At 74.3% G+C, this 21,328-nt stretch carries 21 protein-coding genes; 8 read left to right on the top strand and 13 right to left on the bottom strand.

Annotation, left to right across the window (positions count from 1 at the left end; genetic code table 11):
• Positions 1 to 182 precede the first annotated feature (182 nt).
• From AB0O91_RS19280 to AB0O91_RS19270, 3 genes are read left to right on the top strand one after another with little or no spacing between them, the layout of a single operon-like run.
• The gene (locus tag AB0O91_RS19280; RefSeq protein WP_363434388.1) at positions 183 to 1,100 is read left to right on the top strand and encodes an ABC transporter ATP-binding protein; all 918 of its coding nucleotides are present in this window, start codon (positions 183 to 185) and stop codon (positions 1,098 to 1,100) included.
• Complete coding sequence (locus tag AB0O91_RS19275) at positions 1,097 to 1,837, top strand: ABC transporter permease (RefSeq protein ID WP_363434385.1); 741 nt, start codon at positions 1,097 to 1,099, stop codon at positions 1,835 to 1,837. The genes AB0O91_RS19280 and AB0O91_RS19275 overlap by 4 nt, the downstream gene beginning before the upstream one ends.
• 35 nt (positions 1,838 to 1,872) lie before the next feature.
• Positions 1,873 to 2,619 (top strand): hypothetical protein, encoded by a 747-nt coding sequence (locus AB0O91_RS19270; protein WP_363434382.1) that lies wholly within the window; start codon positions 1,873 to 1,875, stop codon positions 2,617 to 2,619.
• 431 nt (positions 2,620 to 3,050) lie between these two features.
• Here the strand turns inward: AB0O91_RS19270 and AB0O91_RS19265 are convergent, their stop codons facing one another.
• The 5 genes from AB0O91_RS19265 to AB0O91_RS19245 all read right to left on the bottom strand — a co-directional run bounded on the left by AB0O91_RS19265 (position 3,051) and on the right by AB0O91_RS19245 (position 7,619).
• On the bottom strand, positions 3,051 to 3,404 hold the full coding sequence (locus AB0O91_RS19265) for a DUF4190 domain-containing protein (RefSeq protein WP_363434379.1): 354 nt from the start codon (positions 3,402 to 3,404) through the stop codon (positions 3,051 to 3,053).
• A gap of 648 nt (positions 3,405 to 4,052) precedes the next feature.
• Positions 4,053 to 4,946 (bottom strand): hypothetical protein, encoded by an 894-nt coding sequence (locus AB0O91_RS19260; protein ID WP_363434376.1) that lies wholly within the window; start codon positions 4,944 to 4,946, stop codon positions 4,053 to 4,055.
• 320 nt (positions 4,947 to 5,266) lie between these two features.
• A complete protein-coding gene (locus tag AB0O91_RS19255) occupies positions 5,267 to 6,019 on the bottom strand; it encodes a peptidyl-tRNA hydrolase (protein WP_363434374.1) in 753 nt (250 codons plus the stop codon).
• Between the two features lie 77 nt (positions 6,020 to 6,096).
• Positions 6,097 to 6,651, bottom strand: a complete 555-nt coding sequence (locus tag AB0O91_RS19250) for a hypothetical protein (protein ID WP_363434371.1) — start codon at positions 6,649 to 6,651, stop codon at positions 6,097 to 6,099.
• A gap of 38 nt (positions 6,652 to 6,689) precedes the next feature.
• Positions 6,690 to 7,619, bottom strand: a complete 930-nt coding sequence (locus AB0O91_RS19245) for a hypothetical protein (RefSeq protein ID WP_363434368.1) — start codon at positions 7,617 to 7,619, stop codon at positions 6,690 to 6,692.
• 124 nt (positions 7,620 to 7,743) lie between these two features.
• On the opposite strand from AB0O91_RS19245, the gene AB0O91_RS19240 reads away from it, so the two are divergent.
• Together AB0O91_RS19240 and AB0O91_RS19235 are read left to right on the top strand one after the other, a co-directional pair.
• Complete coding sequence (locus AB0O91_RS19240) at positions 7,744 to 8,115, top strand: YbjQ family protein (RefSeq protein WP_363434366.1); 372 nt, start codon at positions 7,744 to 7,746, stop codon at positions 8,113 to 8,115.
• 109 nt (positions 8,116 to 8,224) lie between these two features.
• The gene (locus AB0O91_RS19235) at positions 8,225 to 9,481 is read left to right on the top strand and encodes an NAD(P)-binding domain-containing protein (RefSeq protein ID WP_363434363.1); all 1,257 of its coding nucleotides are present in this window, start codon (positions 8,225 to 8,227) and stop codon (positions 9,479 to 9,481) included.
• A gap of 20 nt (positions 9,482 to 9,501) precedes the next feature.
• Here the strand turns inward: AB0O91_RS19235 and paaE are convergent, their stop codons facing one another.
• The 8 genes from paaE to AB0O91_RS19195 all read right to left on the bottom strand — a co-directional run bounded on the left by paaE (position 9,502) and on the right by AB0O91_RS19195 (position 18,216).
• Positions 9,502 to 10,632: a 1,2-phenylacetyl-CoA epoxidase subunit PaaE gene (gene paaE / locus AB0O91_RS19230; RefSeq protein WP_363434360.1), complete on the bottom strand. Its 1,131-nt coding sequence runs from the start codon at positions 10,630 to 10,632 to the stop codon at positions 9,502 to 9,504.
• Entirely contained in the window at positions 10,633 to 11,226 is a 594-nt protein-coding gene (gene paaD, locus AB0O91_RS19225; RefSeq protein WP_363434357.1) for a 1,2-phenylacetyl-CoA epoxidase subunit PaaD, read from the bottom strand.
• The gene (gene paaC, locus AB0O91_RS19220) at positions 11,223 to 12,182 is read right to left on the bottom strand and encodes a 1,2-phenylacetyl-CoA epoxidase subunit PaaC (RefSeq protein ID WP_363434354.1); all 960 of its coding nucleotides are present in this window, start codon (positions 12,180 to 12,182) and stop codon (positions 11,223 to 11,225) included. The genes paaD and paaC overlap by 4 nt, the downstream gene beginning before the upstream one ends.
• Before the next feature lie 13 nt (positions 12,183 to 12,195).
• Positions 12,196 to 12,462, bottom strand: coding sequence for a 1,2-phenylacetyl-CoA epoxidase subunit PaaB (gene paaB / locus AB0O91_RS19215; protein ID WP_220450137.1), 267 nt, complete (start codon positions 12,460 to 12,462; stop codon positions 12,196 to 12,198).
• Between the two features lie 95 nt (positions 12,463 to 12,557).
• Entirely contained in the window at positions 12,558 to 13,538 is a 981-nt protein-coding gene (gene paaA, locus AB0O91_RS19210) for a 1,2-phenylacetyl-CoA epoxidase subunit PaaA (protein ID WP_363434351.1), read from the bottom strand.
• Positions 13,539 to 13,786: 248 nt separating this feature from the next.
• Positions 13,787 to 15,403, bottom strand: a complete 1,617-nt coding sequence (locus tag AB0O91_RS19205; protein WP_363434348.1) for a M20 family metallopeptidase — start codon at positions 15,401 to 15,403, stop codon at positions 13,787 to 13,789.
• A gap of 651 nt (positions 15,404 to 16,054) precedes the next feature.
• On the bottom strand, positions 16,055 to 16,714 hold the full coding sequence (locus tag AB0O91_RS19200; protein ID WP_363434345.1) for a response regulator transcription factor: 660 nt from the start codon (positions 16,712 to 16,714) through the stop codon (positions 16,055 to 16,057).
• Positions 16,711 to 18,216 carry a histidine kinase gene (locus AB0O91_RS19195; RefSeq protein ID WP_363434342.1) on the bottom strand — a complete coding sequence of 502 codons (1,506 nt, stop codon included), beginning with the start codon at positions 18,214 to 18,216 and terminating at the stop codon, positions 16,711 to 16,713. The genes AB0O91_RS19200 and AB0O91_RS19195 overlap by 4 nt, the downstream gene beginning before the upstream one ends.
• 267 nt (positions 18,217 to 18,483) lie before the next feature.
• On the opposite strand from AB0O91_RS19195, the gene AB0O91_RS19190 reads away from it, so the two are divergent.
• The 3 genes from AB0O91_RS19190 to AB0O91_RS19180 all read left to right on the top strand — a co-directional run bounded on the left by AB0O91_RS19190 (position 18,484) and on the right by AB0O91_RS19180 (position 21,142).
• Positions 18,484 to 19,266, top strand: coding sequence for a hypothetical protein (locus AB0O91_RS19190; RefSeq protein WP_363434339.1), 783 nt, complete (start codon positions 18,484 to 18,486; stop codon positions 19,264 to 19,266).
• A 204-nt stretch (positions 19,267 to 19,470) separates the two neighbouring features.
• Complete coding sequence (locus AB0O91_RS19185) at positions 19,471 to 20,484, top strand: aldo/keto reductase (protein ID WP_363434336.1); 1,014 nt, start codon at positions 19,471 to 19,473, stop codon at positions 20,482 to 20,484.
• A gap of 67 nt (positions 20,485 to 20,551) precedes the next feature.
• A complete protein-coding gene (locus AB0O91_RS19180; RefSeq protein ID WP_363434333.1) occupies positions 20,552 to 21,142 on the top strand; it encodes a TetR family transcriptional regulator in 591 nt (196 codons plus the stop codon).
• Positions 21,143 to 21,328 lie beyond the last annotated feature (186 nt).

Below are 21,328 nucleotides of genomic sequence, written 5' to 3'. Positions count from 1 at the left end.
CACCCGACCATCCTGCCAGCTCAGCGGTGGTTCCCGGCTCCCCCGCCGGGCTGTCCCCGGCTCCCTCCCGGGAGGGAGGCGGATCCACGCCACGGCGGGATCCGCCCGACCGGGCCGGGACGGTCGAATGGAACCGCCGCCCGGAGCACGGGCGGCGACCACCTGCGAGGAGGGAGGCGGCCGTGATCGAGATCCAGGGCCTGACCAAGGAGTACGACGGCCGACGGGTCGTCGACGACCTGTCCTTCGAGGTCCGGCCCGGCGTGGTGACCGGCTTCCTCGGCCCGAACGGCGCCGGGAAGAGCACCACCATGCGGCTCGTCCTCGGCCTGGACCGCCCGACCGCCGGTCGCGCCCTGGTCGGCGGCCGCCCGTACACCGAACTCACCCAGCCGCTGCGCCAGGTGGGCGCACTGCTGGACGCCCAGGCCCTGCACGGCGGCCGCACCGCCCGGGGCCACCTGCGCTGGCTCGCCGCGAGCAACGGGCTGCCGGAGCGCCGGGTCGACGAGGTGCTCGCCCAGGTCGGGCTGGCGGAGGCGGCCGGGCGGCGGATCCGGGGCTTCTCCCTCGGGATGCGCCAACGCCTCGGCGTGGCCGCCGCATTGCTCGGCGACCCGCCGGTGCTGCTCCTGGACGAACCGGTCAACGGACTGGACCCGGAGGGCATCCGCTGGATCCGCACCCTGCTGCGCGAACTGGCGGCGGAGGGCCGGGCGGTGCTGGTCTCCTCCCACCTGATGACCGAAATGGCGATCACCGCCGACCACTTGGTGGTGATCGGCCGCGGCCGGCTGCTCGCCGACGCCGCCACCGCCGAGTTCATCGAGCGGCACGGCCGGAGCCGGATCCGGGTCCGGGCCGTCGATCCGAGCAAGCTCGCCGCACTGCTCGGCGGCGCGGACCACGACCTCGATGCCACCGAAGTCGACGGCGGGGCTTGGGAGTTGTCCGGGGCCGAGCCCGAGCGGATCGCCGCACTGGCCGCCGCCAACGGCGTGGTGCTGTACGAGATCGCGGTCCACCAGGACTCGCTGGAGGAGGCCTTCATGCGGATGACCGCCGACAGCGTCGAGTACCGCGCGGAGAGCAGCGCATGAGCCTCGCCGCCCTCCGTGCCGAACGGATCAAACTCACCACCCTCCGCTCGCTCTGGCTCCCGCCGCTGATCGCGGCCCTGCTCACCGGCGGCGTCACCACGGCCGTCGGGGCGGCACTCGGCGGCACCGACCGCACCATCACCGACGACCCGGGCGCCGGCGTCTTCTACGGGCTCAACTTCGGCCAGGCGGCGCTGGTCGCCTTCGCGGTCCTGCTGATCGGGCAGGAGTTCAACACCCGGATGATCGACGTCTCGCTCGCCGCCGTGCCCCGACGCGGCCGACTGTACGGCGCCAAGCTGGCGTTGGGCGCCTTGGTCGGACTCGGCACGGGCGCGGTCGGCACCGCGAGCGCCTTCGCCGGGTACGCGGCCACCGTCCCCGGCGACTGGCGGGGCCCCGGCCTCCTCCGGGCGGCCACCGCCGGAGTGCTCTACCCGGCCCTGCTGGTGGTGCTCTGCCTCGGGGTGACCGCGCTGCTCGGCAACCTCACGGCCGCCATGGGGCTGCTGACCCCGACCGTCTTCCTGCTCTCCCCGCTGCTGGCCGGCGTTCCCGGGGCCCGGGAGGCGGTCCAGTTCCTGCCCGACCGGGCCGGCCAGTACGCACTGCACTACACCGACGACCCGCACACCCGCTACGGACACTGGACCGGGCTGCTGATCATGACCCTCTGGACGGCCCTGGCGGCGTACGGCGGCCTGCGGGCGATGCAGCGCGCCCGGTGGAACCGGTAGCGCCCCGAGCACCCCTGAACGAAGGAGAGACGGCGATGGCCTTCGGCAACGCCCTGCGCGCCGAACGGATCAAGTTCACCACCCTGCCCTCGCAGTGGGCGGCCCCGCTGGCCGCCCTGGCACTGACCGTCGGCATCACCGCCGCCGTCGGCGCCGCCGAGGGAGCCCCGGCACCGGGCTCGGGCAAGGACCCGGCCAACATGATCTACTACGGGCTGCTGTTCGGCCACGTCGCCGTGGCCTGCCTCGGAATCCTGCTGATCGGGCAGGAGTTCAACACCCGGATGATCGGCACCTCACTCACCGCCGTGCCCGGGCGCGGCCGACTGTACGGCGCCAAGGTCGCACTGGGCGCCGGACTGGGCCTGCTGCTGGGCCTGGCCTCGACCGCCGGCTGCTTCCTCGCCGTCCACGCCACCGCGGACCTCGACCTCTCCACCCCCGGCCTGACGCGCAGCTTCGTCGCCGGGGTGCTCTACCACCCGATGATGGTGCTGCTGTGCCTCGGACTGACCGCGATGCTGGGCAACTTCAGCGCCGCCCTCGGCCTGCTCACCCCGATGGTCTTCCTCGGCACCACCTGGCTGGGCGCCATCCCCGGCGTACGCGAAGCCGGCCAGTTCCTCCCCGATCGCGCCGGCCTCTACGCGATGCGCACCCGAACCGAGCCGGGCATCCACTACGGACACTGGACCGGCCTGCTGATCATGGCCCTCTGGACAGCCGCCGCCGTCCACGGCGGCCACCGGGCGATGCACCGCTTCCAGGCCTCGGGCGGATGACCGGACGGCCGACGTCGACGAACAACTGACAGCCGACGGACGACAGCGAACAGATGACAACTTTCGAAATCTGTCATCTGTCTACTGTCATCTGTTTGCTGTCGGCTGTTCGCTGTCATCCGTGCCCGTTCCCACTCCCCGTCACCGCAGCCCCCGGGGCCCGGTCACCCGGCTTCGCGCAGCGCGGCCGACGGGCGCTGACGAAGGGCGATGCGCGTGATGGAGACCCCCGTCGCAAGAGCCAGGACGCCCGCGCCACCCAGGATGAGGGCCAACGTGGCGCCTCCCAGGCGCGGGTAGGACGAGCCGGGCATAGAAGCCCGGCCCCAGCCACACTCGAGATCGATCAATTCGCATCCGGAAAAGAGAAGTTGATCGACCATCAATAGAGCGCGGCGATGACCTGCTCCTCGCCGGCGGTCCTGGCGCGGTCAGTGCCGCGAGAGGTCGCGGCGGACGCACGAGACGTACTGGTGGAGGCTGTCGGGGCGGTAGCACTCCTGGGTGTGGTTCGCGTACCAGGCGATGAAGGCAGCGGCCAGCACGGACACCGCGATTGCGGCGAGCGAGAGCAGCAGGCCGACGAGCGCGCGGCCCCGGCCGGTGCCGACGCGTCGGGACACCCGCAGGGACACGGCGCCCGTGACCAGACCGGCGGCGCCGAACAGGCCGCCGACGACGGCGAAAGAGGTGAACAGGCCGAGCGCGCCCAGCACCACGGCCGCCGTCGCCTGGGTGTTGCGTGCTGCCGCAGGCCGGGCGGCCGCCATTCCAGGGGTGTACATCCGCTGTCCTCCCATGATCGGCCCGGCTTCTCCGGGCCCGACCGATCCTGGAACACAGCGCCCACGCGCACCTCCCGGACAGGAGGGAAACCGCGCTCCCCCGATCGAGGGAGGGGAACCGAGGGTGCGGGACGTCATATCCCAACAGATGACAGCCGACGGACGACAGCGAACAGAGGACAACTTTCGAAATCTGTCATCTGTTTGCTGTCATCTGTTCGTGCTCCCCCGTCACCGCAGCCCCGGGTGCTCCGCGATCACCGTGCAGCTTCCCGGGGCGGTCTCGGCGCGGGCGCCGCGCGGCACGCAGCCCATCCCGCTACCCATGGCGTACTGCCCGGGTCGGCGCCGTCGACGCCTCCCCCGCCCAGAACGCCATGGCCTGCGACCTCTACAGCCATCTCGCACCCCGTCCGTGCCTGGTGCACGCCGAGGTGGCCTAATACCTGGACGGTTGCGCGGGTGAGTACGACATCGTCCACTCGGCTTTCGGGGCCGTCGACTTCACCGACCCCCACCTGCTGCTGGCGGCCGCCGCTCGCGCACTGCATCCCGGCGGGCTGACTGGCGGACCGGCAGGCTCCGTCTCGGATTTCGTCACCGCGCACGCGTCGATCCTCGCCGACGAGGCATTGTCCTGAACAGTCGTCAGGATGCCTTCAGGGCCTGCCTCCGGCGGCGGGCTGCCCGGACCGGCGCGATGACGGCGTAGCCGAGCGCCGGACCGAGCAGCAGCGCGACGACGGCCGGCCAGTACGACAACAGGTCGATCGACTCCCTGGAGGCTTCCGCCTGGCTGCCGATCACCACGGTCGCCAGCAGCCCGGGCAGGCTGAGCGGAGCCCACCACGGGTACCGTCCGCGCGGGGCCCGCCGGACGGCGATGCACCAAGCCGCGAACAGCACCGTTGCGGTGAGCGCCCAGATCAGCGCTGCCTGGTCCTCGGCGGCCGAGGAACCACTCGGCCCGGTGCGGACATCGAGCGCCCCGACCGCCGCGGGCACCGCAAGCAAGGCGCCGAGGCCCGCGAGGATGCCGGGCAACACGCCACGCAGTCGCCGCAAGAGCCGCTCTGGCGTCGGCGGTCCGAGGCGGAAGGACTCGTCGTCCTGCCGCTCCCAGCGGGCCCGGATCTGGGCAAGCTTCGACTCGAAGTGCGGATCGGGATAGACGAAGCTCTTGTTGATGCCGGGCAGGGTCCGCCGCCGGCCGTCCGTCAGGGTGATCCGCACGGAGGTGGTGCCGCCTTGGAGGTGGTGCTGTGCCGCCATCCAGCGGATCTTCCGCCACGGGTAGCTGCGGACCCGTCCCAGCCCCCAGGAGACCCGGATCCCGTCGTCTCCCACCACGGTCCAGCCCCGCCTGAGCAGGGCGATCACGGTCGGCAGCAGCACGGCCGACGCACCGATCATCCACACGCCTTGACCCCAGCCCGCGTGCATCACGAGGGCTGCGAGCTGGATCGTGAATATGGTCAGTGACACCAGCAGGCGGCGCCGGTCGGCCTTGACGTCCCCACCCCTAAAACGAAGTTCGTTCACCGTGGCAGCGTACGCAGAAGGTCCTACCGGACCGAGGACGGTGCCATCAGTCCTCGGTCCGCGCGGCCGGAGTCGCGCGGACCCGGCAGGCCGGGGCCGCCGCGCGCAGACGACAGGATCCGGATTCGCCTGCGGCCGTCTGCGCCGTGGCGGCGGGTCTCATCGCCCTGCCGGTGCGAGTGGATGAGCACCCGTCGGCCTGTACATCAGGAGCGCCTTCCGCGCATCAGGGTCGGCGGTCCCACCGCTGGAGGCATGCGACTGCCGGGGGCACACGCGCCTGACCTGCTACGTTGCCGTGCTGGGAGCAGAGTGGCGCGTCACGGGCGCCGAAGGCGCGGGATGGGGCAGTAGCGCGTGCCGCCTTCGACCGCAACAGTTGGCCCCGGGGCGATCTCCGTGAAGCCGGCGTCCTGGACCACCGGCAGGCCGCTGCGGACCAGTTCCTTCCAGGCCTCCGGCGTCGCCGTCCGGACGGCGAGGGCGAAGCCCGACTCCGCCCACTCCTTGCGCTGCGCCTCGTCCAGCCGCCACCAGGCGAGCTGCGCCGCGTGGCCGGTCTGGGCCATCGTCTTGCCCGCGCTCATCTCCAGTTCGGGGTTGAGCCAGAGCACCGGCACCCCGGCTCCGGGGGCTTCGACCTCGGTGGTCTCCTCCAGGTCCGTCCCGGAGACCTGGAGCTTGGCGAGCTCCTTGGGCCAGCCGTCCAGCGGGACCGGCGGGAAGACCCGCACCTCGGCCTCGCGACCCTGCACGGTGATGCCCGGCAGCTCGCCCGCCCGGCGCCACTCCCCGCCCCGGGCCCGCCGGACCACCTTGCGGATCCGGGCGTCCTCCCAGGCCGCGACCCGCTCCGCCCACTCGCCGTCCACCTCGGTCACCCGGGGATCGGCGAGCAGGGTCAGCACGGCCCGGGCCGAGGTCTCCAGCGCGTCGGTCCGTCCGGGCGGTGTGGCCCGCTCCAGCCGGACGACCAGCGGCAGCACGTACTGCGGCCGCGCGTCGCGGTCCTCGGGACCGGGAACGTCGTCAGGGTCGGAAACGGGGGCCGGGGCGTCGAACGGAGAAGTCACCCGTCCAGCATGCCAGCCGCACCCGCCGCGTCCCGGCCCGGCCCGGCCCCGGGCCCGCCCCGCCTCGCCGGTCGGGCTCAGCGCAGCCGCTGCCGCAGTTCGTCCACCGCCGCCCGGATCCCCGCGCTGTACGCGTCCTCCGGCAGCTCGTCCAGGCTCCGCACCGCCCGTTCGAGCTGCTCGCGGGCGAGGTCGGGCTCGCCGAGCTTGAGGTGGTCGGAGGCCAGATTGAGGTGCAGCGAGGGGTAGAAGGCCCGCACCTGGAGGGCCGACTCATAGGTCTCGGCGCGTTCGGCGGTCAGCGAGTCGGCCGCCGCGAGGGCCCTCCGGTCCCACTCCAGTTCGGCCCGGGGGTCGTCCTGGAGGTCGGCCAGATAGTGCGCCAGGACGCAGCGGTGGAAGACGTCCCGCTCCCCCAGCTCCTCCCACAGGGTCTCGAAGCTGGACCGCGCCTCGGCGGTCCGCCCGCGCTGCGCCGCCCGCACGCCGTCCAGCCCGAGCGCGATCCGCCCCAGCGCCGACTCGTCCGACCCCGGGTCCGGGTGCGACCCGGACCCCGAATCCGACTCCGAACCCGACTCCGAACCCGGATCCCCCGAGGGCACACCTCGCACACCAGACACATCGGACATGTCGGCAGCGTAGCCGCCCCTCCCCGGCCGACGCCCGCTCAGCGCCGGTACCCGCGCTGCGGGTCCCGCTCCTCCGCGTCCTCGTACATCAGGAACCAGCCCTCCGGATGCGTGGCGGCCAGCAGCAGTTCGGTGCGCTGCTCGGCGGCGAGTTCCGGGTCGCCGTCGTCCGGCCCGTACACGCCGAAGAGCTCGTCGTGGCAGCCGTCCCAGTCGTAGTCGTACAAGTCGGCCGGCAGGTCGCCCATCATGTCGGCGACCGACTCGGGCTGGGACCCCAGCAGGGCCCGGGCGTCCACCAGGGCCATCCGGAGCGCGATCTCCTCGGCCAGGCAGCGGGGCAGCGGCCACTCGCCGAGCGCCAGGTCGTCGGCCAGGTCGTCGAAGGCGCGGGCCATGGTGCGCCGCCAGCCGCGGTGCAGCCGCCAGGTGCGCTGGGGAAGCCGGGCGAAGACCGTCCAGTCCACGTCCTCGCCGTCGACCACCGGGTCGTCGCCGTGCTCGTCGAGGTCGTCGTAGCCGGCGTCGGCGAGGCCGAGCAGCTGGGCGTGCAGCAGGCACGCGGTGCGCGGGGTGAGGGTCCAGTCCGTGCCCGCGCCGCCGTCCTCGTCCTCGCCGTCCAGCGGGAACAGTTCGCCGAAGTCCGGGGTGAAGTCCTCGGTGACGCTGATCTCCAGCGTGCCGCCGAGCGCCTCGACCCCGGGGATCGCGGCCACCAGCCGGTCCGGGTGGAGCAGCGCACCGAGCGCCGCGTTGGCGTCCTCGGCCACCTCGCGCAGCAGTTCGCGGCGCTGGCCGGCCGGGTCGACGCCGTCGAAGTCCAGTTCCTCGACGGCCCTGATCGCGGCCGCGCGCAGCGCCGGCCAGTCGGTGATCCGCAGGCCCAGCACCACCGTCGCCTCGATCTCCGGCGCGCCGGAGTACTCCGCCGCGCCCGGCCCCTGCGGATGATCGCTTCGCTCGCCCATGGGGCTACGGTACGGCCTTTCCGCCGCCCGATCACCGGTCTGGACCAGCTTCCGGAGAGCTTCTCGGCCACCGCCCGGCCGCGCCTCTGTCACTCGGACGTACGACACCGGCAGGATGGGGCCCATGGCTGACATCAACGAGTACGGCGGCGGGCAGGGCCCGAACGCCGACGTCATGGTCGTGACCACCAACGACATCCCCGGTTACCGGGTCGACCACGTGATCGGCGAGGTCTTCGGGCTGACCGTGCGCAGCCGTCACATCGGCAGCCAGATCGGCGCCGGACTGAAGTCGCTGATCGGCGGCGAGCTGCGGGGTCTGACGAAGACCCTGGTCGAGAGCCGCAACGAGGCGATGCAGCGGCTGATCGAGCAGACCAAGGCGCGCGGCGGCAACGCGGTCCTGATGATGCGCTTCGACGTGACGGAGGCGGCGGACGTCGGCACCGAGGTCTGCGCGTACGGCACCGCCGCGGTGATCTCCCGCGTCGGCTGACGCGCCGCCCGACACCTCTCCCGGCGCCCACCCCGTACTCACCCGGCGCCCACCCCGGCGACCGCCCCGGTGCGGGAACAGGCACCGGCCCCCCCGATGTTTCACGTGCGTGACTGTTTACGGTGCAACCAACACGGCCGGTCAGCGACGCGCGGACGTCCTGGTGGACGTCCTGGTGGTGGGCGCCGGACAGGCAGGACTGTCCGCCGCCTACCACCTCCGCCGCCGCGGCTTCGCCCCCTACCGGGAGGGCCGGGACGGCGGCTTCGTGGTGCTCGACGCCGACGCCGGTCCCGGCGGTGCCTGGGCGCACCGCTCGCCGTCCCTGCGGATGGCCACCGTGCACGGTTTCCACGACCTGCCGGACGCCGAGCTCCCGGCGGTCGACCCCGAGGCCCGCGCGCGCGAGGTGGTGCCGGGGTACTTCGCGGCGTACGAGGCCCGGCACGCGCTCCCGGTCGTGCGCCCGGTCGCGGTCCGCGCCGTGCGCGCCGAGTCCGAGCGCCCCGATTCCCGGCTGCTGGTCGAGACCGACCGCGGCACCTGGTCCACCCGCGCGCTGATCAACGCCACCGGTACCTGGACCCGCCCCTTCCTCCCCCACTACCCCGGCCGCTTCGGCGGCCGCCAGCTGCACTACGCCGAGTACCGCGGCCCCGAGGAGTTCGCGGGCAAGCGCGTCCTGGTGGTCGGTGGCGGCGCCTCGGCGATCCAGGTGCTGTCGGAGGTGGCCGCGGTCGGCGAGACGGTCTGGGCCACCCGCTCCGAACCCGTCTACCACGAGGGCCCGTTCACCCCCGAGTTCGGGCGCGCGGTGGTGGCCAAGGTCGAGGAGCGGGTGCGCCAGGGCCTGCCGGTGCGCAGCGTGGTGAGCGTGACCGGCCTCGGCCCGTCCGTCGCCTACCGCCGCGCGGAGGAGTTGGGCGCGCTGCGCCGGCGGCCGATGTTCGACCGGCTCACCGAGCGCGGAGCGGTCTGGGGCGACGAGGAGCTGCCGGTGGACGCGATCGTCTGGGCGACCGGCTTCCGCCCCGAGGTCGGCCACCTCGCCCCGCTCGGCCTGCGCTCCCCCGGCGGCGGGATCGCGCTCACCGGTACCCGCGCCACCGCCGACCCGCGCGTCCACCTGGTCGGCTACGGCCCGTCCGCCAGCACCGTCGGCGCCAACCGGGCCGGCCGCGCCGCCGTCAACGACCTGGTCGAACTGCTCGGGGACCCGGCGACGCGCCGGACGGACGAGACGAACGCGGCGGACGGGACGCGCCGGACGGACGCGGCAAACACGGTGGACGGGACGGACGGGACGGACGCGGCGACGGGCTCAACGGACAGGCCGACCCCGGCACGGGAACCGGCCACGGTCTGAGCGGGCGGCGGGTCGGCCGTTCAGCGGTCGTAGTCGACGGTGACCCGCTCGGTGACCGGGCGGGCCTGGCAGGTGAGCACGTAGCCCGCCGCCAGCTCCTTCTCCTCCAGCGCGAAGTTGCGCCGCATCTCCACCTCCCCCTCCGTGACCAGGGCCCGGCAGGTGCCGCAGACCCCGCCCTTGCAGGCGAACGGCAGGTCCGGGCGGGAGCGCTGGGCACCGTCCAGGATCGAGCGGTCGCGCGGGAGGGTGAGGGTGCTGCCGCGCCCGTCCAGGACGACGGTGACCTCGCTGCGCTCACCGGGTGCGCGCCCGGCGGCGGCGTCCGCGCCGTCCCGGTCCTCGTCGCGCTCGGCGAGCGGCTCGTCCTCGGCGTGGAAGAGCTCCTGGTGCACCCGCTCGCCCGGCACCTCCAGTTCGGCGAGCAGTTCCTTCGCCCCGGCGACCATGCCGAACGGGCCGCACAGCCACCAGTGCCCGACGCCGCCGACGTCCACCAGCGCCGCCAGCAGCGCCCGGACCCGCTCCGGGTCCAGCCGTCCGCTGAGCAGCTCGGCGTCCCTGGTCTCCCGGGACAGCACGTGGACCAGTTGGAAGCGGCCCAGGTAGCGGTCCTTCAGGTCGGCCAGCTCGTCCGCGAACATGACGGTGTCGCTGCGCCGGTTGCCGTAGAGCAGGGTGACGGTGGAGCGGCGGTCGGCGGCCAGCACGGAGGCGGCGATCGACAGCATCGGGGTGATGCCGGAGCCGGCCGCGAGCAGCACGTGGTCGGCGGGGACGCCCAGTTCGGGGGTGAACAGGCCGGACGGGGTCAGCACCTCGACCTCGTCGCCGGGCCGCGCCTCGCGCACCAGCCACCGGGAGAACAGCCCGCCGGGCACCTCCCGGACCGCGATCCGCAGCGGCCCGCCGACGGGGGCGCAGATCGAGTACGAGCGGCGCTCGTCGACGCCGTCCACCACCTTGCGCAGGGTCAGGGTCTGCCCGGGCCGGAACGCGTAGGCGGCCGCCAAGCCGTCCGGTACCGCGAAGGTCACCGCCACGGCGTCCTCGCAGAGCCGCTCCACCCGGTCGATCGGCAGCCGGTGGAAGGCCGGGCGGCGGGCGGGGCGGACGGCATCCGGGTCCGTCACAGGGGTCGCGGCGGGCATTCAGATCTCCTTGACGCGTTCGAACGGCTCGCGGCAGGCGCGGCAGCGCCAGAGCGCCTTGCAGGCGGTGGAGCCGAAACGGGACAGCTCCTCCGTGTCGGTGCCGCCGCACTGCGGGCAGGCCACGGGGGCCGCGGCGCCGGTACGGGTGGGTCCGAGGGTGAGCGCGACCGGGCCGGGCCCGGGGGCGACGGCCGAGGTCGGGCGTGGCCGGGCGACGGCCGAGGTCGGGCGCGGCGGGGCGACGGCCGAGGTCGGGCGCGGCGGGGCGATGCCCGCCCCGGCGAGCTTGCGACGGCCCTCGGCGGTGATCAGGTCGGTGGACCACGGCGGGTCCAGCCGCAGCCGCACCCGGACGTCCGGGTAGCCGGCGGCGCGCAGCCGGCGGTCGACGTCGGCGGCCATCTCCGCGACGGCCGGGCAGCCCGAGTAGGTCGGGGTCAGCCAGGCGGTCACGGTGCCGCCGGCCGCGTCCACCTCGACCTCCGCCAGCACGCCCAGGTCGGCCAGGGTGAGCATGGGCAGTTCCGGGTCCGGGACGGCCGCGGCGACCTCCCAGGCCCGATCGCGGAGGGTGCCCGCGGTGCCGGTCACCACGTCGCCCCCGGGTGGGCGCGGGCCACCACCTGGAGCTCGGCGAGCAGCGGGCCGAGCGCCTCGGTGTGCACGCCGTCGCGGCCCGCCCGGCCCAGCACGGTGGCCAGCGGCGGGACGTCCGGCACGGTCAGCCCGGCCTCGGCGATGACGGCGGCGAGCTCGCGCAGCACCGGTTCGCGCAGCGGCGCCGGGTCGATCCCGACCCGCAGCTCGACCGGGTGGCCGGTGAACAGCTCGTCCAGCAGCGGCCAGACCGCGTCCAGCCCCGCCTGCATCCGCTCCGCCGAGTACGGCGTGCCGTCGCCGAGCCGCAGCGTCCAGGCGGTGGCGTACTCGCGGTGGTAGGCCAGCTCCTTGACGCCCCGGATGGCGACCGCGGCCAGCACCGGGTCCGGGTGCGCGGCCAGCGCCTCGTACAGCGCGCCGCGGGCGGTGGCGAACAGCAGCAGCCGGGCGACCGCGTGGGCGAAGTCCCCGTTCGGGGTCTCCACCAGCCGGACGTTGCGGAACTCGTGGTCCTCCCGCCAGTACGCCAGGTCGTCCTCGGTGCGGCCGGAGCCGTCCGCCTGACCGGCCCGGGTGAGCAGCAGCCGGGCCTGGCCGAGCAGGTCGAGGCCGAGGTTGGCGAGCGCGACCTCCTCCTCCAGCTCGGGCGCCCGGGTGCACCACTCGATCAGCCGCTGGGAGAGCACCAGGGCGTCGTCGCCGAGCATCTGGCAGTAGGCGGCGAGGTCGGCGCCGTCCAGGCCCGCGGGCAGCGTGGTGTCCACGCCGAGCAGCGGGTCGGCGAAGCCGGTGCCGTACGCCCAGCGGCCCTCGCCCTCCGGGCCGGGGGTGGCTCCGGCGAGGCTGAGGTAGACGTGGTCGTCCTCGGCCGCGGATCCGGCGGATCCGGCGGATCCGGCAGGCGCAGTGGAAGCGGCGGACGCGGCGGGCGTGGTGTGGTCGGGCACGGTGGTTCCCCCGTCAGATGTGCGGGACATCCTCGGGGATGTCGTAGAAGGTCGGGTGGCGGTAGACCTTGTCGCCGCTGGGCTCGAAGAACGGGTCGCGCTCGTCCGGGGTGGAGGCGGTGATCGCGTCCGAGCGGACCACCCAGAGGCTGACGCCCTCGTTGCGGCGGGTGTACAGGTCCCGGGCGGCGAGCAGCGCCATCCGGTCGTCGGCGGCGTGCAGGGAGCCGACGTGGACGTGGTTCAGGCCGCGCCGGGGGCGCACGAACACCTCGTACAGCGGCCAGCCGGCCCTGGACCCCTGAGCGGACTGGGACTGGGGGCGGGGCTGGGGGCGGGACTGCGCCTGCGGCTGGGACCCGGGGACGTGCTCGGTCACTTTCCGTTCTCCTGTTCCTCGGCTTCTTCGGCGGCGCGCTTGGCGGCGTAGGCGACGGCCGCCTCGCGCACCCAGGCGCCGTCCTCGTGAGCCGCCCGGCGGCGGTCGATCCGCTGGGTGTTGCACGGGCCCCGGCCCTGGATGACCCTGGTCAGCTCGGACCAGTCCGGCTCGCCGAAGTCCCAGCCGCCGCGCTCCTCGTTCCAGCGCAGTGCGGGATCGGGGAGGGTGACGCCCAGGTGCTCGGCCTGCGGGACGGTCATGTCGACGAAGCGCTGCCGGAGCTCGTCGTTGGTGTGGCGCTTGATCCGCCAGGCCATCGAGCGGGCGGTGTTCGGGGAGTCCGCGTCCGGCGGGCCGAACATCATCAGCGACGGCCACCACCAGCGGTCGACGGCGTCCTGGACCATCCGGCGCTGGCCTTCGGTGCCGCGCATCAGCGTCATCAGGAGTTCGTAGCCCTGGCGCTGGTGGAAGGACTCCTCCTTGCAGATCCGCACCATCGCGCGGGCGTACGGACCGTAGCTGCACCGGCAGAGCGGGACCTGGTTGCAGATCGCGGCGCCGTCCACCAGCCAGCCGATCACACCGACGTCGGCGAAGGTGAGGGTCGGGTAGTTGAAGATCGAGGAGTACTTCTGGCGGCCGCTGATCAGCTTCTCGGTGAGCTCGGCGCGGTCGACGCCGAGGGTCTCGGCAGCCGCGTACAGGTAGAGGCCGTGGCCCGCCTCGTCCTGGGCCTTGGCCAGCAGGATGGCCTTGCGGCGCAGCGACGGGGCCCGGGTCAGCCAGTTGCCCTCGGGCTGCATGCCGATGATCTCGGAGTGGGCGTGCTGGGCGATCTGGCGGATCAGGGTGGCCCGGTAGGCGTCCGGCATCCAGTCCCTGGGCTCGATCCGCTGCTCGGCGGCGATCACCGCGTCGAACCGGTCCTCGGGCGGCTGCACCGGGACCGCCTCGGCCACCTCTGCTGTCACCGCGGTCCCCTTTCACGCCTTCGCTACCGACTGACCGTTCGGTCGGTACCATTCTGCGCGGCGAGGCGGAGGGATGGCAAGGGATGGCCGGCGCGCGGGCCCGACGCCGGAGAACAAAAAACAGATAACAGCTGACAGAATCTGAAATCTGTCAGCTGTTATCTGTTACCTGTTATCTGTCAGCCGTCGCCCGTCTTCCGTCAGCCGTTACCCGTCAGCTGCCGACACGGCTCCTCGCCCGCCCCGGCTCACCCCTCACCACGATCCCGCAGCCGCGGCAGCGGCACGGCGAGCAGCGCCGCCAGCAGGGCGATCCGCGGTGCGAGCTGATCCAGCCGGATGTACTCGTGCCGGGCGTGGGCCCCGGCTCCCACCGCGCCGAAGCCGTCCAGCGTCGGCAGCCCGCGCGAGCCCGGCAGGTTGGTGTCCCCGGCGCCGCCCGCCGGGGCGCCGTCCAGCTGCTGCCCGAGCACCGCGGCGAGCGAACGCACGTGCCGCAGCAGGGGGTTGCCGGTCCGCTCGGGCCAGGCCGGGCGGCTGGACAGCACCTCCGTCCGCACCCGTGCCCCCGGTCGCAACGCGGTCAGCCGGGCCAGGTTGTCGAGCGTACGGCGCTGCGCCTCGGCGGTGGAGAAGCGCAGGCCGAGCTCCGCCTCGGCCCGTCCGGCGATCACGTTCGCCCGCGAACCCCCGCTGATCCGACCGGCGTTGAGCTCGGTGCCGGGCTGACCGGCGAGGCCGCGGACCAGCACCAGCTGATCGACCAGCTCGTCCACCGCCGACACCCCGTCGTGGGCGTCGTTGCCCGCGTGAGCCTCCCGCCCGGTGACGGTGAGCCGCACCCGGGTGCTGCCGCGCCGCGCGGTCTTCAGTCGCCCGTCCGGATGCGGCGGTTCCAACCCCAGCACCGCCGCCGCACCGCGCAGTTGGCGCTCGACCAGGCTCCGCCCGTCCGGGCTGCCGACCTCCTCGTCGGAGACCACCACCAGCCGCACGGTGCGGTGCGGCCGCTGCCCCAGATCCGCGAGCAGCGCCAACGCGCCCTCCAGGATCGCGAGTCCCCCCTTCATGTCGACGACGCCGGGCCCGGTGAGCCGCCCGTCCTGCTCGGTCACCGGCCAGTCCGCCAGGGTGCCGACCGGCCAGACGGTGTCGTGGTGGCCGACGATCAGCAGGTGCGGCAGGGTCTCGTCCCGCCCCTCCCACTCCAGCACCAGGTGGTCGCCGGCCGGCCCGGGTTCACGGCGGGCGGTGGCCCCGGTGGCCCGGAAGCCGGCCGCCAACTCCTCCGCGAGCGCGTCGAGTCTGGGGGCGTCGCCGCTCGGCGACTCGATCCCGGCCAGTTCCGTGCAGCGCCGCCGGACGGCACCGGCCAGGGTGCGGGCCCGGGTGCTGAGCGCCTGCGGCAGTCCGGGCAGGGCCGCGGTGGTAGCGGAGGCGGTCACCGCGGCGGCGGGCGAACCGGCGGTCGAACCCACGGCCGGGCCGACGGTCGGACCCGCACTCGCGGCAGCGGTCGAACCCGCGGTCGCGGTGGTGGAGCGGGCCGCAGCGGTGGAGCGGGCCGCAGCAGCGGTGGAGTTGACGCGCGCGGCCTTGGAGCCGGCGGTCGGGTCGACCGGAGCGGTGACGCCCCTGGCAGACGCACCGGTGACAGCCGTGGTGGCGGTCGCGGCGGCAGCCGTGGCGGCAGGGGCAGCGGCAGGAACGGGAGCGGGCGAACCGACGGCGGCCGGACCGCCGGCAGCGCCCGGGGCCACGCCCAGGGCCGCACCGTCCACGGCGGCGGGAACGGTCACCGGCACCCGTCCGGGCTCCGCAGCGGCACCCGGCGCGGCCGGCGCCCCGACGATCTGGGGACTCAACGCTCGCCTCCGCGGCCGCAGCCGATATTCAGCGGCCGGACCGGCCGACCGCCCCCGCCCGGGGACCAGACCCGGCCGGACCGCACCGGTCGGCCGGGATGGTCGACGGCCCGTCGGAACGGCCCGTCTGGCCCAAGTGCGGTGGAACGGCTGGGCGGCGTGCTTGGCATTGCGTCCTCCTCGCTCGATCCGGTGGCCCCGGTCCGCCCGGAGCCCCGTGGACGGCGGCCTCCTCGTGACGGGCGCAGTGGCCGGACCGTCGCAGGGAAGCCGAGATGTGAGCCTAGAAGAACCGTTCGGTTTCCTGCGAGGTGGCCCTGTTCCCAGCGTGCCGGTACGGGCCCCGGTTTCGGGCGGCCGTCGGCGGAAGCGGCGGACGCCCGACGGGCCGGGCCCGGATCGACGCGCGGGCGCGGTCGCCGGATCGCACCCATCTCCACCATGGACCCGCCGCCCGCGTTCGGCAGCGCAAGTCGCCAAGGCACGGCATTTCCACGCCGGATGGGTGACAACGGCTCAGCGGGCGGTACGAACCGGAGGCACGCGACGGCTCAGGGAAGCCCGCGGCCCGGCCCGAACCGACGGCCGGGGAACATCCGTATGAACACCGTCCGACGGTGCGCCCCGCCCTGCCCTCCCGAGCGCCCACCGTCAGGCGCCGTCCCCGACCAGCCCCGCATCCCGTGCGAGCAGGGCCGCCTGGACCCGGTTGGCCACTCCGAGGGAGGTCAGGATCCGGCTGACGTGCGCCTTGACGGTGCTCTCCCGCATCCCCAGCACGCCCGCGATCTCGGCGTTGGACAGCCCGTCGGCGACCTCGCGCAGCACGTCGGTCTCCCGCGGGGTGAGCCCGGCGATCCGGCTGCGGGCGGCGACCGCCCGGGGCGCACCGACCTGGTGGTACCGGTCGATCAGCCGCCGGGCGGCGGCGGGGTGCAGCATCCCCTGACCGGCCGCGACCACGTGGACGGCCCGGGCGATCTCGGCGGGCGGGGTGTCCTTGAGCAGGAAGCCGTCGGCCCCGGCGGCGAGCGCCTGGTACACGTACTCGTCCAGGTCGAAGGTGGTGAGCGCGATGACCCGCGGGGCGTCGGGGAGTTGGCGCAGCCGCCGGGTGGCGGCGATCCCGTCGAGCCGGGGCATCCGGATGTCCATCAGCGCGACGTCGATCCGTCGGCCCCGGGCGAGCTCGACGGCCTGCAGTCCGTCGGCGGCCTCGGCGACCACGGTCAGCGCCGGGTCCTGGGCGAGGAGGTCGACCAGGCCGAGGCGCACCAGTGCGTCGTCGTCGACCACCATCGTGCGGATCATGCGGCGTCCTTCGGCTGCGGGGGCTGGTGCTTCGGATCAGGGCGCCTGGGATCGACGCCCGTCGGATCGGGGTCCTTCGGCTGCGAACTCAAGTCGTCGGCGGCGGTGGGGACAAGGGCGGCGGCCGACGCGGCCCCCGGCGGCGGCACCGTCTGCGGTGGCCGGTCCGGCGTGGGCAACCGGGCCGAGACCCGGAAGCCGCCGGCGCCGTCCGGCCCCGCGTCCAGGTGCCCGCCGAGCGCACCGACCCGTTCACGGAGCCCCACCAGCCCGTACCCACCGCCTCCGCCCTGCCCGTACCCGCCACCGCCACCGCCACCGCCACCGCCCTGCCCGTACTCGCCACCGCCGCCTCCTTCGGAACCGTTCGGCGAGGCCGGGCCGGACCCGTTGCGGATCTCGACGGTGGTCGCCGGGCCGCCGTAACCGACCCGGACGGTGACGGGCGCGGCGGTCGCGTGCTTGCGGGCGTTGGTCAACGCCTCCTGGACGACCCGGTGCACGGCGAGCCGGTGGGTGGTCGGCACGGCCTCCGGGTCGCCGGAGAGGGAGAGTTCGACCTGCTGTCCGGCCTGGCGGGCCTCGTCGACGAGTTCGGTGAGGTCGCGCAGCGCGGGTGCCGGGACGCGCGCCGGGCCGAGCGGTCCGGGCGGTTCCGGTGGCCGGGACGGCGCGGGCAGCCGGGCCTCGACGGCGGCCGACCCTGCCGCCCGCGGCACCCCCGATGCGCCCGGCAGCCCCACCGCGACGGGCGACTCCGACGGGTCGGCGCGCAGGGCGCCCAGGACGTCCCGGAGGTCGTCGAGCGAGCGGGCGGCGGTGGTGCGCAGGAGTTCGAGCCGGTGGGTGAGCCGCTCCGGGTCGGCGGCGACGGTCCCGGCCAGGGCCTGGTCACGCAGCACCCCGGCGTGCAGCACCAGCAGGCTCAGCCGGTGGGCGAGCACGTCGTGCATCTCCCGTGCGATCCGGGCCCGTTCGGCGGAGCGGGCCTGTTCGGCGCGCAACTCCCGCTCCCGGCGCAGGGTTTCGACCTGGGCGTGCAGCGTGCGGATCAGCATCCGGCGACCGTGCAGCCACAGCCCGAAGGACAGCGCGGCGGCCTGGACGAGGAGTTGGGAGCCGGTGCTGCCGGCCCAGCCGACCAGCGAATCCGCCCTGGTCGCGCTCACCACGGCGATCACCGCACCACCGACCGCCGCCGGGCCGGTCCGGCCGAGGAACGCGAGGTGGAAGACGCTGAACAGGCCGGGGAAGGCCCGGTTGAACAGGCCGCCGGTGAGCACCGGCAGGACGGCCGAGACGACGGGATGGCGGCGGATGAACAGCAGGGACAGGGCCGCGAGCGCCGCCACCGCCGTCCGGGGCCAGCGCAGCGGACCGTCGATGTGCAGCCACTGGAAGAGGCCCTCCTCAGCAGCGAGGGCGAGGATGCCGAGCAGCAACAGGGTGTCGGCCCACGGCCGGTGCTCCGGCCCGTACCATCCGAGCAGACCTGTGCGCATCGGGCTCCTCCCGTCCGGCCCCGCCCAACTCCCGCCCAACTCCCGCCCGGCTCCTGCCCGACCGGCTCATGCCCGGCTGCGACCCGGCCGCTCAGGTCGCGTCCGCCCCGGCACCTCGCCGCCGTCCGCCGCCGTCCGCCCGATGCTACGGGCGGGCGGCGGCCCGCACCCCCTCCTCCCGGACAGCCGCACCCTCGACTTTGGTCGGGGGTCGGCGCCGCTCACCGGCCGATCCCGTGCGTCCGTCGACTCCCTAGCATCGACGGCATGACGACCGAACAGCTGCACCTCCGCCCGGATCACCTCCCACAGCACGGCAGTTCGCACGGTTCACCGCACGGTGGGGACCGCCTGCTGTTCCTCGCCGAGGCGCTGCGCACCTTCCACGACACCGGTGCGCTGGCGCCGAGCGGGCCGGATCTGGTGAGCGCACTGGTGGTCCCGGTCACCAGTCGGCCGAACCGGCCGATCTCGGTGCTGGAGGTCGGCGCCGGGACGGGGGTGGTGACCCGTCGCCTGGCCCGGGTGCTGCGCCCGGGCGACCGGCTGCACGTGGTCGAGGCGAACCCGCGGTTCGCCGACCGGCTGCGGGAGGACCCGGTGCTGGCCGCGCGCCCCGCGGGGGTGGGACTGCGGCTGTCGGCCTGCCGGGTGGAGGAACTGCCGGAGGCGGCCGGGACAACGGACACCGGACAGCACGACGACACCGGAAAGGAGGCCGGCACCGGCCAGGGGGCCGACGGCGAGCGGTACGACGTGATCGTCTCCGGGCTGCCGTTCACCAACTTCGAGCCGGCCCGGGTCCGCGCCATCCTCGACCTCTACCTCCGCCTGCTGACCCCCGGGGGCGAGCTGACCTACTTCGGCTACCTCGGCACGACGACGGCCCGCACCCTCGTCTCGGGCCCCCGCCGGGGCGCCCGCCACCGTGCGGTGGTGCGACTGCTGCGGCGCTTCGAGGCCACGTACGGACTGGGCGAGCGCACGGTGTGGCGCAACCTGCCGCCCGCTCGGGCCCACCTGCTGCGCCTGCCGGGGCCGTACTCCTAGGCGGGCGACCAGAGCCCCCGGGGCTCCCACCCACAGCCCCCGGGGCCCGACGTCCACCGCCGGCGGCGCACCTCCGGGACCGCCGCGAACAGATGACAAAAGACAGCGAACAGATTTTGAATTCTGTTCGCTGTCGTGCCATAGTGAGACCCGGGTCACACTGCCCCCGCCATCCGGCACGGCACCCGTCCCTGGAGCACCCCCATGACCTCGCCCGCCCGCCCCGCCCAGCGCACCCTCGGCACCTCGGGACCGCTCACCTCCACCGTCGGTCTCGGCTGCATGGGCATGTCCGACCTCTACGGCCCGGCCGACGAGGCCGAGAGCATCGCCACCGTTCACGCCGCCCTGGACGCCGGGATCACCCTCCTCGACACCGGCGACTTCTACGGAATGGGCCACAACGAGCTGTTGATCCACGAGGCCCTGCGCGGCCGCGACCGCGAGAGCGTCCAGATCAGCGTGAAGTTCGGCGCCCAGCGCGACCCGGCCGGCCAGTGGCTCGGCTACACCACCACCCCGGCCGCCACCAAGACCGCGCTCGCCTACACCCTGCGCCGTCTGCGCACCGACCACATCGACGTCTACCGTCCGGCCCGCCTCGACCCGGCCGTCCCGATCGAGGAGACCGTCGGCGCCATCGCGGACCTGGTCAAGGCCGGCTACGTCCGCCACATCGGCCTGTCCGAGGTCGGCGCCGACACGCTCCGCCGCGCCGCCGCCGTCCACCCGATCAGTGACCTGCAGATCGAGTACTCGCTGCTCACCCGATCGATCGAGGCCGCCGTCCTGCCCGCCGCCCGGGAGCTCGGCATCGGCATCACCGCCTACGGCGTGCTCTCCCGCGGCCTGCTCAGCGGCCACTGGAGCCCGGACCGCCCGCTCGCCGACACCGACTTCCGCGGCGCCAGCCCGCGCTTCCAGGGCGAGAACCTGGCCCACAACCTCGCCCTGGTCGAGGCCCTGCGCACGGTCGCCGACGCGAAGGGGGCGAGCGTCGCCCAGGTCGCCATCGCCTGGGTGGCCTCCCGCGGCGAGGACATCGTCCCGCTGATCGGTGCCCGCCGCCGGGACCGCCTGACCGAGGCCCTCGGCGCCCTGGACGTGACGCTCACCCCGGCCGACCTCACCGCCATCGAGGCCGCCGTCCCCGCCGGCGCCGCGGCGGGCGACCGGTACGCTGCCGCCCAGATGGCGCGCCTGGACAGCGAGCGCTGACCGAATCGACGCTGACCAGCGGAAACCCTCCGCAGCACCCTGACCCCACGACCCTAAGGACGACCCCGTGACCACGGACACCGCACTCACCGCCGAGCAGATCCTGAGCACGGCGGAGGAAGTCCTCCGGCGGTTCGGCCCGGCCAAGGCCACGGTCGTGGACGTCGCCCGGGAGATCGGCGTCAGCCACAGCAGCGTCTACCGCCACTTCCCCAGCAAGGCGGCCCTGCGCGAGGCGGTCACCCAGCGCTGGCTCGACCAGGCCCACCACGACCTGACGGCCGTCAAGAACGAGCCCGGCAACGCCACCGAGCGCCTCGAGAAGTGGCTGACCAAGCTGTTCGCGGCCAAGCGGAAGAAGGCGCTGGACGACCCGGAGCTGTTCGCCACCTACCTGGTGCTGGCCGAGGAGAACAGCACCGTCGTGGACGCGCACATCGAGACCCTGGTCCAGCAGATCGGCGAGATCTTCCAGGACGGGGTGGAGCGCAAGGAGTTCAAGCCCGCGCACATCCTCACCACCGCGCGCGCCGTCTTCGACGCCACCGCCCCCTTCCACGACCCGGCCTTCGCGGCCACCTGGTCCGAGCCGGCCGCGGACGCGCGCTTCGCCGCGGTCTGGAAGCTCGTCCTCGGCGGCCTGCGGGCCAAGGCCTGACCCCGGGCGCCGCCCCCGCCCCGGGACCCCGCACCGCGAACCCGGTAGTGCGAGCCCGGTAGTGCGAGCCCGGTAGTGCGAACCGCACGGCGGGACCCGTGGGACGAGCGAGCCCGTACGACGCGGCGGGGGGGGGCCGGGGCCCAACACCCGAGGCCCCCCCCCCCCCCCGGGGGGGCGGAGACC

It is taken from the genome of Kitasatospora sp. NPDC089797, from assembly GCF_040684795.1.
GTDB lineage: Bacteria > Actinomycetota > Actinomycetes > Streptomycetales > Streptomycetaceae > Kitasatospora.
This window is presented reverse-complemented; position numbering and strand designations above follow the sequence as displayed.